Here is a 12607-nt window from a genome sequence, read left to right as displayed (position 1 = left end):
TCGAGGTCAAGCGAGAAGCAGGCCTGAAATGCAAAATGCCCGCCGTGAGGCGGGCATTCGCTCTTCGACCAAGTTCGGGGGGAGGGGAAACCCGAACCCGGGAGAAACTACACAGAACGCACCGCGCCGATGCGCGGCGGTTCGAAATCAGGGTCTTCAGGCCGACGCGTGCGAGCGGGCGATGAAGGTGATCTCCGAGCGCGACAGGCCGAGATCGTCGAGCTCGCGGTCGGTCAGGCGGGACAGCTCGCGAACGGTCTCGCGATAGCGGAGGTAGGCTCGAATTTTGGCGGCGATCATCGTGACGAACATGGTGGTTTTCCTTGCGTATTCCGGAGCGGGGCGGTGCCCACAGCGATAATTTCGTTGTGCAGTGCATATAAGGGAGGCCGATTGCCTCTAACAGTGGCTGCTGGTCAGCTCTGTTATGCTTTTTTCGCATGGCCAATTAAGTTTCCGGTCATTTTTGTGAGGTCGACCTGCGCTCAGGTAAGGGTTGTGGCCGAAATATGGTTGATTCTCTGCCTATGAATTGGGCGGTGGCGTCATTCTGGGACAGGCGCCGTATCGTCTGACTATCTGGTGGGCATATTGCACTTGCTCAATCGAGCGCCGTTCGGGTGCGGCAATTTTGCGTTGCAAAATGAGCTGCGGCCCGCGCGGCCGAGGCGGTTGCCGATCGCCCGTCTAATCTAGGCGGGAGGCGATGTTTGCCGGGCAGAAATTGCCGGATTCGCTGGGCGCGGCAATCGCTTCTTCTCGTTGCTGATCAGGTAGTGAATTGAAATCGCGGATAAATTCTTGATTTCCAGATGCGGTCCGGAGATTGCGTGTCCCTGCCCAGCAGAAAGGAGCGCGCGATGTCCGTCTCGTTCTCGACCTCGAACTGGCCGATCAATCTACCCACTACCTATGCGACCAAGCCGACGGCGGAAGGCGACTCGAAGCAGGATTTCACCGCCTCCACCGCGGCCTCCTCGTCCTCGACCGAGGCCGAATTCCTGAAGATCGCCCGGATGACGCCGGAAGAGCGGGTCCAGAAGGCGATCCTCGACAAGCTCGGCATGACCGAGGAGCAGTTCAACAAACTCGATTCGAAGGCCAAGGCCGACGTGATGGCCAAGGTCCGCGAAGAGATGCTCAGGCAGATGGAAGCGAAGAACGAACGCCGGAACGGGGCCTTCGCCGACATCAGAGTCTAGACGCGCTGAAGCCGGGCCTTCTGCCCGGCTCCGTTGTTCGAGGTTCGATCCAGCTTCGGTTGTCAGCCGGTCTTGCCTGCGTCGAAGCGCAGCAGCCTCAGCGCGTTGGCGGTCACGATGACGGTCGCGCCGGTGTCGGCGAGGATCGCGACCCAGAGGCCGGTGTAGCCCAGCACGCTGGTGACCAGGAACACGGCCTTCAGTCCGAGTGCGATCGTGATGTTGGCGCGGATGTTGGCCATCGCCGCGCGCGCCAGCCGGATCAGCGCCGCAACGTCGCGGACGCGGCTCTTCAGCACCGCGCCATCGGCAGTCTCCAGCGCGACATCGGTCCCTGAGCCCATGGCGACGCCGATGCTGGCCGCCGCAAGGGCTGGCGCGTCGTTGATGCCGTCACCGACCATCATCACCGGGGTTTGCGAAGCGAAAGCCTTGATCGCTGTGACCTTGTCGTCCGGCATCAACTCGGCCTTGTGCTCCATGCCGAGCTGGCCTGCGATTGCGGCGCCCGTGCGGGCATTGTCGCCGGTGAGCATGGCCGAGCGGATGCCCATCGCCTTGAGCTCGGCGATGGCGGCGGCGGCATCCTCCCGTGGCTCGTCGCGCAAGGCGATGAAGCCGGCGAGCGCGCCGTCGACCACCACGGCAGCGACGGTCTTGCCGGCGGCTTCAAGCTCCTCGGCGGCAAGGCGTGCCCGCTTGTCGAACGCAGCCCGCTTTTCCGCGTGGCGCGGGGCACCGACGAAGATCGAACGGCCGCCGACGCTGCCCGTGACGCCCTGGCCCGCGAGGGCCGCGGCCTCGGCCGCTGGCGCATAGGCGATGCCGTCGGCGCGGGCGCGTTCGAGCACGGCTTCGGCGAGCGGATGGGCGGAACCGTGCTCGACGGCGGCGGCCAGCGCCAGGACCTCCGTTTCGCTGACGGCGAGGGCGACGACGTCGGTGACGCGCGGCTTGCCTTGAGTCAGCGTTCCGGTTTTGTCGAAGGCGACGAGGCCGGTCTTGGCGGCGGTCTCGATGACGACGCCGCCCTTCATCAACAGGCCCTGGCGGGCGCCGGCCGAAAGCGCGGCGGCGATCGCCGCCGGCACCGAGATGACCAGCGCGCAGGGGCAGCCGATCAGCAGCAGCGCCAGAGCCCGGTAGATCCAGACCGACCATTCGGCCCCGAACGCGAGCGGCGGTACGAACGCGACCAGCAGCGCAAGCCCGACGATGGCCGGCATGTACCAGCGCGAGAAGCGGTCGATGAAGCGCTCGGTCGGCGCGCGCGCCTCCTGCGCCTCCTCGACGAGGCGGATGATGCGGGCGATGGTGTTGTCCTCGGCCGCCTTGTCGACGCGTACGCGCAGCGCGGCCTCGCGGTTGACCGAGCCGGCGAAGACGGGCTCGCCGATGCCCTTGGTCTTCGGCACGGATTCGCCCGTGACCGGGCTTTCGTCGATGCCGGAAGTGCCCTCGGTGATCTCGCCATCGGCTGGAATGCGGTCGCCGGGGCGGACCAGCACGGTCTGCCCGATAGTCAGGCTCGCGGCATCGACCTGACGGGTCGCGCCGTTCTCCTCGATGATGGCGGTCTTCGGGACGAGGTCGCCGAGCGCGCGGATCGAGGCGCGGGCGCGGTCGGCCGCGACGCCTTCCAGCACTTCGCCGACCGCGAAGAGGAAGACGACCAGTGCCGCTTCCTCGGCTGCGCCGATGAAGAGCGCGCCGATGGCGGCGATCGTCATCAGCATCTCGATGGTGAAGGGAATGCCGGCGCGGGCGGCTGCCAAGGCACGCCGCGCGACCGGCAGGACACCGACGATACAGGCCAGGATGAAGGCCCAGTGACCGATATCTGCCCAGAGCAGGCGGGCTGCGTAGGCGGCGCCGAGAAGCAGGCCTGTGCCGATGACGAGGCGGCCCTTGCCAGTCTGGTACCAGCGGGCGCCATCGGGCGTCACTTCATGGACATGGCCGGGGAGGCCGTGGCCATGGTCATTGGCCGCGGCTGCCTTGGCCGCCTTCGGGCCATGCTTGTGTCCGGCGTGATCGTGGCCATGGTCATGGTCGTGCGCATGGCCAGGGCGGCAGGTGTCGCCATGCTCGTGCCCGGCATGGTCATGCTGGTGCCCGCCATGGTCATGATCATGATGGTCGTGGCCGCAGCAGCTGCCCTTCGCGGTCGGCTTTTCCACCGGAGCCTTCGCCAGCGCCGCGGTGGTGTAGCCAAGGCCGCTGACGCGCTTCTCGATCGCCTCTGGCGTGGTTTGGTCCGCGTCGAGCGAGAGCGTCAGCGTCTCCGACATCACCGAGAGCCTGACGTCGCTGACGCCCGGAAGGCGTTCGACCGCGCCGCGGATTTTCGTCGCGCAGCTCGCGCAATCCATGCCGCCGACCTTCCAGGACAGGGTCTTGGTTTCGGCTGGGGATGGGGCGGCCATATCTTGAGTCTCCGTCTGGCTTCGCTGCGGGACCTCTTGTCTACAAGCTGTAGCCACTTCAGGTTCAAGCGGAAAATTTCGGGCTCTGCCTCCCTCGGAACAAGGCGCCATGACGAAGCCGAAGCGCGGGAAATGAAGCGGTTCCCGTCATGCACGCGGCGTCTGCATGCAGTATGCACAAGGCGATTGACGGGCTCGGGAAGAGAACCGGATAGTTCGCTACCGGGAGGAGCGAACGAAAAATGGCGCAGCCGAGACCATCGACAGCCCTTGCGGGGCTCCGCGTGCTGGATCTGACACGGGTGCGGGCGGGGCCGACCTGTGTGCGCGTCTTCGCCGATTTCGGCGCCGACGTGATCAAGGTGGAAAGCCCGCCGGGCGTCGATCCAAACGAGAACATGAGCGGGCCGCGCCTCGGCTACGACATGCAGAACCTGCACCGCAACAAGCGCTCGCTGGCGCTCAATCTGAAAACGCCGGAGGGCAGGGCGATCCTGATGAAGCTCGTCGACGACGCCGATCTGCTCGTCGAGAACTTCCGGCCCGATGTGAAGGAACGGCTCGGGCTCGATTTCGAGACGTTGCACGCCCGCAATCCACGGCTGATTCTGGTCTCGATCTCCGGCTTCGGCCAGTCCGGCCCATACCGGACCCGCGCGGGCTTCGATCAGATCGCGCAGGGCATGGGCGGGATGATGTCGGTGACCGGCCTGCCGGGGCAGGGGCCGGTCCGGGCCGGCATCGCGCTCGCCGATTCCTCGGCAGGACTCTACGGCGCTGTCGGCGCGCTGGTGGCGCTGCAGGAGCGCGCCGCATCCGGAAAGGGCCAGTGGGTGCAGACTTCGCTGCTCGAAGCCCAGATCGCGATGATGGATTTCCAGGCGGCGCGCTATCTCGTCGAGGGCTCCGTTCCGCCGCAGGCCGGCAATGATCACCCCTACCAGACGCCGATGGGCGTCTACCGGACGCGCGACGGCGCGATCAATCTCGGCGTCGGAGGCGAGGAACAATGGCGTTCCTTCTGCCGCGCGATCGGACGGCCGGAATGGGGCGCCGATGCTCGCTACGACAGCATGGAGAAACGCTTTGCGCGCCGGCCGGAGCTGAGGGAGGTGATCGAGGAGATTTTCGCCGAGGCCGACAGCGCTCATTGGCTGGAGGCGATGGAGCGCAACAGCGTTCCGGCCGGGCCGATCTATGCGGTCGACGAGATGTTCGAGGACCCGCAGGTGCGCCATCTCGGCATCGCCAGGCCGGTGAGCCACCCCGAGCTCGGCGATATCCGCCTCGTCGGCCAGCCCGTGACGCTATCGCGCACGCCGGCTGATGTCGCGACGCCGACACCGACGGCCGGGCAGCATAATGACGAGATCCTGGCCGGGCTCGGCTATGACGAAGCAGGGCTCGCAAGACTGCGGGCCGAAGGCGTGATCTGACGGAGACCCTCAAGTGAGCGACGAAATTCTATATGCGGTCGAGAATGGGGTCGGCACGATCACGCTCAACCGGCCACAGGCGCGCAACGCGCTGACCTTCGCGATGTATGAGCGCATTGCCGAGATCTGCCGCGATCCGGCCGATCATGGCGATCCGCGCGTGATCATCATGACCGGGGCCGGCGACAAGGCGTTCGGCGCCGGCACCGACATCTCCCAATTCCGCGCCTTCGAGAGTGCCGACGACGCACTCGCCTATGAGGAGCGCATCGAGACCGTGATCGGGACGATCGAGCGCTGTGCGGTGCCGACACTCGCCGCGATTTCCGGCGCGGTGACGGGGGGCGGCGCGGCGATCGCGCTCGCCTGCGATCTCAGGATCGCGAGCCTGACGGCGCGCTTCGGCTTCCCGATCGCGCGCACGCTCGGCAACTGCCTGTCGATGGAGAACTATGCGCGGCTCTACGCGATGCTCGGCCCGGCGCGGGTCAAGGACATCGTCTTCACCGCGCGGCTTGTCGAGGCGGAGGAGGGGCAGCGCATCGGTCTCTACAGCGAGCTGCTGCCGGACCACGCTGCGCTGATGGACCGGGCGGGCGCGCTGGCGCAGACCATCGCCGGCCATGCGCCGCTGACCATGCGCGCCACCAAGGAAGCGATGCGCCGTTTGACGGCCGCGACCGCGGAGGGGCTCGACGGCCGCGATCTGGTGACGCTCTGCTACACCAGCGCCGATTTCCGCGAGGGCATGGAAGCCTTCCTCGGCAAGCGTCCGCCCAACTGGACGGGGCGCTGATCGCGGCCATAACCGTCATGCTCGGGCTTGACCCGAGCATCTCTGGACAAGCCCGGTCGGGAACCCAAACCTCGTGACGATTCTCGGGTTTCCCTGCGGTCGCCCGAGAATGACGCGCCGAAGGCCGCTCAGCCGTAGCGGCTCTCCAGCCTGCGGTCGATCGTCAGCGCCGCCAGCGTGCAGAGTGCGCCGGAGAGCAGGTAGACGCCGACCCAGGCGAGGCCGAAGGTGCTCGACACGGTCAGCGCCACCAGCGGCGCGAAGCCGGCGCCGATGAGCCAGGCGAAGTCGGAGGTCAGGGCCGCGCCGGTGTAGCGATACTGCGTGCCGAAGCTCGACGCGACCGCGCCGGCCGTCTGGCCGTAGGAGAGGCCGAGCAGGCCGAAGCCGATGATGACGTAGATCGTCTGGCCCGCCAGGCTGTCGCCGAAGAGCAGTGGTGCGACGATGCTCGACAGGCTGAACAGCGCGATCATCGAGCCGGACAGGAGCAATGTGTTGCGACGGCCGATCTGGTCGGCGATCAGGCCGGAGGTGACGATCGCGCCCGCTCCGACCACGCCGCCCGCGCCCTGGACCAGCAGGAACTCCGAGACGGAGCGGTCGGTGTAGAGGTTGATCCAGCTCACCGGGAAGATGGTGACAAGGTGAAAGAGCGCGAAGCTCGCCAGCGGCACGAAGGCGCCGATGACGAGCGTCCAGCCATGGGCGCGGATGAGTTCGGACACCGGCACCGGCACCAGCTCGCGCGTTTCCATCAACTCGGCGAATTCATGGGTCGCGACCATGCGTAGCCGGGCGAACAGGGCCACGACGTTGATCGTCAGCGCGACGAAGAAGGGGTAGCGCCAGCCCCAGCCGAGGAAGTCCTCCTTCGAGAGCGCGCCCTCGAAATAGGCGAAGAGCCCGGCGGCGAGGATGAAGCCGAAGGGGGCGCCGAGCTGCGGCAGCATCGCATACCAGCCGCGCCGGTTAGGCGGCGCGTTGAGGGCGAGCAGCGAGGACAGCCCGTCCCAGGCGCCGCCGAGCGCGATGCCCTGCAGCAGGCGAAAGCCGGCGAGGATGACGACGGACCAGATGCCGATCGTCTCGTAGCCCGGCAGGAAGGCGATGGCGGCCGTCGAGCCGCCGAGGAGAAACAGCGCCGCGGTGAGCTTGGTCGCCCGGCCGTAGCGCCGGTCGATCGCGAAGAACAGCACCGAGCCGAAGGGGCGCGTCACGAAGGCGAGTGCGAAGATGCCGAAGGCGTAGAGCGTGCCGGTGAGCCGGTCGACGAAGGGGAAGACCAGTTCGGGGAAGACCAGCACGCAGCCGAGGCCGAAGACGAAGAAGTCGAAATACTCCGACGTCCGGCCGATGATGACGCCGAGCGCGATATCGGCGGGCGTCACGTGATCCCGTCCGTGCTCGTCCGTCAGATGCCCCGATGAATGGCTCGCCGCGTCAGCGCTCATGACCGCGAATTCCTCGCTGGGGGGCTCACCGGAACGACCGGGCTTGCCCGCACCTCATACAAATGGATACGGTGGATAGAAGCCACCCGTCAAACGGCCGCAATGGGACAGATTGTCCGATGTGCGGTGCGAAAGAATGGGAATAGAGAACGGCTGTTCCCGGAAGAGGGAGGTCACGAGTCTCTTGCGGATCTTTCGATTTTTAGCGGCTTTGCCGGTTTTTGCGCTGCTTGGCGGATGCCAGTGGGTATTGCTGTCGCCGTCGGGCGATGTTGCGATGCAGCAAAGAAACCTCATGCTCGCCTCCACGGCGCTGATGCTGCTCATCATCATTCCGGTGATGGCGCTGACGATTTTCTTCGCCTGGCGCTACCGCGCCTCGGCAAATTCCACCTATCACCCGGACTGGAACCATTCGCTGCCGCTCGAGGTGGTGATCTGGTCGGTGCCGCTGCTGATCATCGTCATCATCGGCGCGATGACCTGGATGGGCACGCATCTGCTCGATCCCTATCGGCCGCTCGACCGCATCAGCGCGAACAAGCCGGCCGTCGAAGCGAAAGCGGGCGGGAACGGACCCAGGAAGCAGCCGCTGGTCATCCAGGTCGTGGCGCTCGACTGGAAATGGCTGTTCCTCTACCCGGCGCAGGGCATCGCCTCGCTCAACGAGGTGGTGGCGCCGGTCGATCAGCCGATCGAGTTCCGCATCACCTCCTCTTCGGTGATGAACTCGCTCTTCATTCCCGCGCTCGCCGGCCAGATCTACGCGATGCCGGGCATGCAGACGAAGCTCAACGCCGTGATCAATCATCCCGGCGATTTCGAGGGCTTTTCGGCGAACTACAGCGGCGCCGGCTTCTCCGACATGCGCTTCCGATTCCGGGGCGTCGACGAGAAGGGCTTCGGCGAGTGGGTGCAGGGCGCGATCGGCAACGGCAAGCCGCTCGGGCGCGAGGAGTATCTCGTGCTGGAGCGTCCCAGCGAGCGCGAGCCGGTGCGCCAGTTCCGTGACGTCCCGTCCGATCTCTTCGGCGCCATCCTCAACATGTGTGTCGACCGCGCCAAGATGTGCACGCGCGACATGATGGCGATGGATGCCAAGGGCGGCGGCGGCAAGGAGGGCATCTATATCGTCGCATCGCTCGAATACGACAAGAGCGTGCGCAGGGGCGGGCAGCCGATGCCGCCGCGCCCCTTCGTGACGGCGATCTGCACGCCGACCGATGTCTACGGCACCGCGGGCGTCACCGCCCGCGTCGCCAACTGAAGCGCTTGCGCGCGTAGCGAGCGAGGGAACCATGACCTCCTACCCCGACTGGTGGAAGCTGCTGTTCGGACGCTTCACGCTCGAAGCGATCCCCTATCACGAGCCGATCCTGCTCGGGACCTTCGCGGCGGTCGCGCTCGGCGGACTGGCGCTCATCGCGCTCGTCACCCGCTACAAGCTCTGGGGCTATCTCTGGCACGAGTGGTTCACCAGCGTGGACCACAAGAAGATCGGGATCATGTACATGATCCTGGGCGTGATCATGCTGCTGCGCGGCTTCGCCGACGCGCTGATGATGCGCGGCCAGCAGGCGATCGCCTTCGCCGGCAACGAGGGCTACCTGCCGCCGCACCATTACGACCAGATCTTCACGGCCCATGGCGTGATCATGATCTTCTTCGTGGCGATGCCCTTCGTCACGGGCCTGATGAACTACGTCATGCCGCTGCAGATCGGCGCCCGCGACGTCGCCTTCCCCTTCCTGAACAATTTCAGCTTCTGGATGACGGTGGGCGGCGCCGTTCTGGTGATGATGTCGCTCTTCGTCGGTGAATTCGCCAAGGTGGGCTGGCTTGCCTATCCGCCACTCTCGGGGGCTGCCTACTCGCCCGGGGTCGGCATGGATTATTACCTATGGGCGCTGCAGATCGCGGGCGTCGGCACCACCTTGTCGGGCGTCAACCTGATCGCGACCATCGTGAAGATGCGCGCGCCCGGCATGGACTTGATGAAGATGCCGGTCTTCAGCTGGACGGCGCTGTGCACCAACGTGCTGATCGTCGCGACCTTCCCGATCCTGGCGGCGACGCTCGCGCTGCTGACGCTCGACCGCTATGTCGGCACCAACTTCTTCACGAACGACCTCGGCGGCAACCCGATGATGTACGTGAACCTGATCTGGATCTGGGGCCATCCCGAGGTCTACATCCTCATCCTGCCGATCTTCGGCGTCTATTCGGAGGTGGCCTCGACCTTCTGCGGCAAGCGCCTCTTCGGCTACGCCTCGATGGTCTACGCGACGGTGGTCATCACCATCCTGTCGTATCTCGTCTGGCTGCATCACTTCTTCACGATGGGCTCGGGCGCCAGCGTGAACTCCTTCTTCGGCATCACGACGATGATCATCTCGATCCCGACGGGCGCGAAGATCTTCAACTGGCTGTTCACGATGTATCGCGGCCGTATCCGCTTCGAGCTGCCGATGATGTGGCTTGTCGCCTTCATGCTGACCTTCGTCATTGGCGGCATGACCGGCGTCATGCTGGCGGTGCCGCCGGCCGATTTCGTGCTGCACAACAGCCTGTTCCTGATAGCCCATTTCCACAACGTCATCATCGGCGGCGTGGTCTTCGGCGTCTTCGCGGGCATCGCCTACTGGTTCCCGAAAGCCTTCGGCTTCAAGCTCGACCGGTTCTGGGGCCTGCTCTCCTTCTGGTTCTGGGTGATCGGCTTCTACGTTGCCTTCATGCCGCTCTATGTGCTCGGCCTGATGGGCGTGACGCGGCGCCTGAGCCGTTTCGAAGACCCCTCGCTCCAGATCTGGTTCGTGCTCGCGGCTGCAGGAGCGGTGCTGATCGCGCTCGGCATCCTCTGCTTCATCATCCAGATCGGCGTCAGCATCCTGCGCCGCGAGGAGTTGCGCGATACGACCGGCGATCCCTGGGACGGGCGCACGCTGGAATGGTCGACCTCGTCGCCGCCGCCGGCCTACAACTTCGCCTTCACGCCGATAGTGCACGACCTCGACGCCTGGGCCGACATGAAGAAGCGCGGCTCCAAGCGCCCGCTCGGCGGCTTCCGGCCGATCCACATGCCGCGGAACACGAGCGCTGGTCTGATCATCGCCGGGTTCGCGACGATCTGCGGCTTCGCCTTGATCTGGTACATCTGGTGGCTGGCGGCGCTCAGCTTCGTCGGCGTCCTGGCGACGGCGATCGCGCATACCTTCAACTACAACCGCGACTTCCACATCCCGGCCGAAGCCATTCTGCGCGAAGAAGATTCGCGCACCGAACAGCTTAGCCGGGCCTGAGGGGCGATGATGGCTAAGGCGAGAGCGGAAGCGCAGGCTGCGAACGGTGTTCCGGCCTTCTATGTGACGGAAGACGAGCACGAGCACTCCGGCGGCTCGACCATGCTCGGCTTCTGGCTCTACCTGATGAGCGACTGCCTGGTTTTTGCAGTTCTCTTCGCGACCTTCGGCGTGCTGGGGCGCAACTATGCGGCGGGGCCTTCGGGCGCTGACCTGTTCGACCTCAGGCTGGTGGCGGTCAACACCACCATGCTGCTGCTTTCCTCGATCACCTACGGCTTCGCCATGCTCGCTATGGACAAGGGCCGGCAGGCGGCGATGCAGGCCTGGCTCGTGGTCACCGGGCTCTTCGGGCTCGCCTTCCTCGCGATCGAGCTCTACGAGTTCGCGCATATGATCCATGAGGGCGCGACGCCGATGCGCAGCGCCTTCCTGTCCTCGTTCTTCACGCTGGTCGGCACGCATGGGCTGCATGTCACCTTCGGCCTGATCTGGCTGACGGTGCTGATGGTCCAGGTCAGGCGGCGCGGGCTGATCGAGGCCAATCGGCGCCGGCTAATGTGCCTGAGCATGTTCTGGCACTTCCTCGACGTCGTCTGGATCGGCGTCTTCACCTTCGTCTATCTGATGGGCGTGCTGAAATGAGCGCTGGCCAGAACCACGTCGAGCATCAAGACGGGCACGGCGGCCACGGGGAGCCGCATGGCAGCCTGCGCGGCTATATCACCGGCTTCCTGCTTTCGGTTGTCCTGACGGCGATCCCGTTCTGGCTGGTCATGAACGATGTGCTCAGCAATTCGGTGCTGACCGCGATCGTGATCATGGGCTTTGCCGCCGTGCAGATCGTCGTCCACATGGTCTACTTCCTGCACATGAACAGCCGCTCCGAAAGCGGCTGGACGATGATGGCGCTGATCTTCACGATCGTCATCGTGGCGATCGCGCTCTCCGGTTCGCTGTGGGTGATGTACCACCTCAACACCAACATGATGCCGACCGAGCTGCACAAGATGTGAGAGCCAGCTTGGCAATTCCGCTACGGCAGTCGACTGACGGCGTTTTCTGCGTTTCCGGTGCTCACGTGCGGAAGTGCGCTCCGCTCAGGTTCTCGAAAACACTGCCATTCGACTCTCCGCAGCGAGTTGCCAAACGTTCTCCGGACGCGCCGGCATGACGCCGCCGCCGGTACCAAGAGCGAGGCGCCGCCCGCGCGTCGCCCGCCTCATCTTCGTTCTTGCGCTCGCACTGGTTGCGCTGGTCGCCGCGGGCCTCGGAGTCTGGCAGGTCCAGCGGCGGAGCTGGAAGCTCGACCTGATCGCCCGCGTCGATGCGCGCGTCCATGCGCCGGCCGTGGCTGCGCCAGGGCCGTCGGAGTGGCCTGCGATCAACCAAGCTGCCGACGAATACCGCCGTGTCGCTCTGCAGGGGCGCTATCTCGATGCGCCGGAGACGCTGACGATGGCCGTGACCGAGCGCGGTCCGGGCTTCTGGGTGCTCGCGCCGTTCCGCGCCGATTCAGGCTTCACCGTCCTCGTCAATCGCGGCTTCGTGCCGGAGGATCGGCGCGGGGCTGAGGACCGGCGCAAGGTTGCCGGCGAACAGGCGAGGGTGGTCGGGCTGTTGCGGCTCACCGAGCCGACAGGCGGTTTCCTGCGCGCCAACGATCCTGCCGCGGGGCGCTGGTATTCACGCGACGTTGCCGCGATCGCCTCGGCGCGAGGCCTGGGCGAGGTCGCACCCTATTTCGTCGATGCCGATGCGGCCTCCGAGCCTGGGCCGCTGCCGCAGGGCGGCATGACCCAGGTCAATTTCCGCAACGCGCATCTGGTCTATGCGCTGACCTGGTTTTGCCTCGCCCTGATGAGCGCCGGTGCCGGCATCTTCCTGCTGAGGGGCAAGGCCGACGAGGAAATGTCGGCCTCGTAGACTCGGCGTGCATCCAGCATGCTTCGGGAACACGCCGTCATTCCGGACTTGCCCCGGAATGACGGGGG

11 protein-coding genes are annotated in these 12607 nt (G+C 65.6%); 8 read left to right on the top strand and 3 right to left on the bottom strand.

The window, feature by feature from the left end:
• Nucleotides 1-156: 156 nt before the first annotated feature.
• Nucleotides 157-312 carry a DUF1127 domain-containing protein gene (locus AC1DIN_RS13880; protein WP_441470659.1) on the bottom strand — a complete coding sequence of 52 codons (156 nt, stop codon included), beginning with the start codon at nucleotides 310-312 and terminating at the stop codon, nucleotides 157-159.
• A 548-nt stretch (nucleotides 313-860) separates the two neighbouring features.
• On the opposite strand from AC1DIN_RS13880, the gene AC1DIN_RS13875 reads away from it, so the two are divergent.
• Nucleotides 861-1202, top strand: a complete 342-nt coding sequence (locus AC1DIN_RS13875; protein ID WP_476810220.1) for a hypothetical protein — start codon at nucleotides 861-863, stop codon at nucleotides 1200-1202.
• Between the two features lie 62 nt (nucleotides 1203-1264).
• On the opposite strand, the gene AC1DIN_RS13870 is transcribed toward AC1DIN_RS13875, so the two are convergent.
• On the bottom strand, nucleotides 1265-3628 hold the full coding sequence (locus AC1DIN_RS13870) for a heavy metal translocating P-type ATPase (protein WP_476810219.1): 2364 nt from the start codon (nucleotides 3626-3628) through the stop codon (nucleotides 1265-1267).
• Between the two features lie 242 nt (nucleotides 3629-3870).
• Between AC1DIN_RS13870 and AC1DIN_RS13865 the strand changes: the two genes are divergently transcribed.
• Nucleotides 3871-5064, top strand: coding sequence for a CaiB/BaiF CoA transferase family protein (locus AC1DIN_RS13865; RefSeq protein ID WP_441470656.1), 1194 nt, complete (start codon nucleotides 3871-3873; stop codon nucleotides 5062-5064).
• 13 nt (nucleotides 5065-5077) lie between these two features.
• On the top strand, nucleotides 5078-5860 hold the full coding sequence (locus AC1DIN_RS13860) for an enoyl-CoA hydratase/isomerase family protein (protein ID WP_476810218.1): 783 nt from the start codon (nucleotides 5078-5080) through the stop codon (nucleotides 5858-5860).
• Nucleotides 5861-5988: 128 nt separating this feature from the next.
• Here the strand turns inward: AC1DIN_RS13860 and AC1DIN_RS13855 are convergent, their stop codons facing one another.
• Nucleotides 5989-7314, bottom strand: coding sequence for an MFS transporter (locus AC1DIN_RS13855; protein WP_441470654.1), 1326 nt, complete (start codon nucleotides 7312-7314; stop codon nucleotides 5989-5991).
• Between the two features lie 136 nt (nucleotides 7315-7450).
• On the opposite strand from AC1DIN_RS13855, the gene cyoA reads away from it, so the two are divergent.
• From cyoA to AC1DIN_RS13830, 5 genes are all read left to right on the top strand, one after another.
• Complete coding sequence (cyoA, locus tag AC1DIN_RS13850) at nucleotides 7451-8581, top strand: ubiquinol oxidase subunit II (protein WP_476810217.1); 1131 nt, start codon at nucleotides 7451-7453, stop codon at nucleotides 8579-8581.
• Nucleotides 8582-8612: 31 nt separating this feature from the next.
• The gene (gene cyoB / locus AC1DIN_RS13845) at nucleotides 8613-10613 is read left to right on the top strand and encodes a cytochrome o ubiquinol oxidase subunit I (protein WP_476810216.1); all 2001 of its coding nucleotides are present in this window, start codon (nucleotides 8613-8615) and stop codon (nucleotides 10611-10613) included.
• 9 nt (nucleotides 10614-10622) lie between these two features.
• Nucleotides 10623-11258, top strand: coding sequence for a cytochrome o ubiquinol oxidase subunit III (cyoC, locus tag AC1DIN_RS13840; RefSeq protein ID WP_476766381.1), 636 nt, complete (start codon nucleotides 10623-10625; stop codon nucleotides 11256-11258).
• Nucleotides 11255-11629, top strand: coding sequence for a cytochrome o ubiquinol oxidase subunit IV (cyoD, locus tag AC1DIN_RS13835; protein ID WP_476810215.1), 375 nt, complete (start codon nucleotides 11255-11257; stop codon nucleotides 11627-11629). Before cyoC ends, cyoD begins: the two co-directional genes overlap by 4 nt.
• A 154-nt stretch (nucleotides 11630-11783) precedes the next feature.
• Entirely contained in the window at nucleotides 11784-12539 is a 756-nt protein-coding gene (locus tag AC1DIN_RS13830; RefSeq protein WP_476766383.1) for an SURF1 family protein, read from the top strand.
• Nucleotides 12540-12607 lie beyond the last annotated feature (68 nt).

The organism is Allobosea sp. 05T438 (assembly GCF_056396025.1).
The sequence above is the reverse complement of the archived record's forward strand: the minus strand, read 5'-3'. Positions and strand labels throughout refer to the sequence as shown.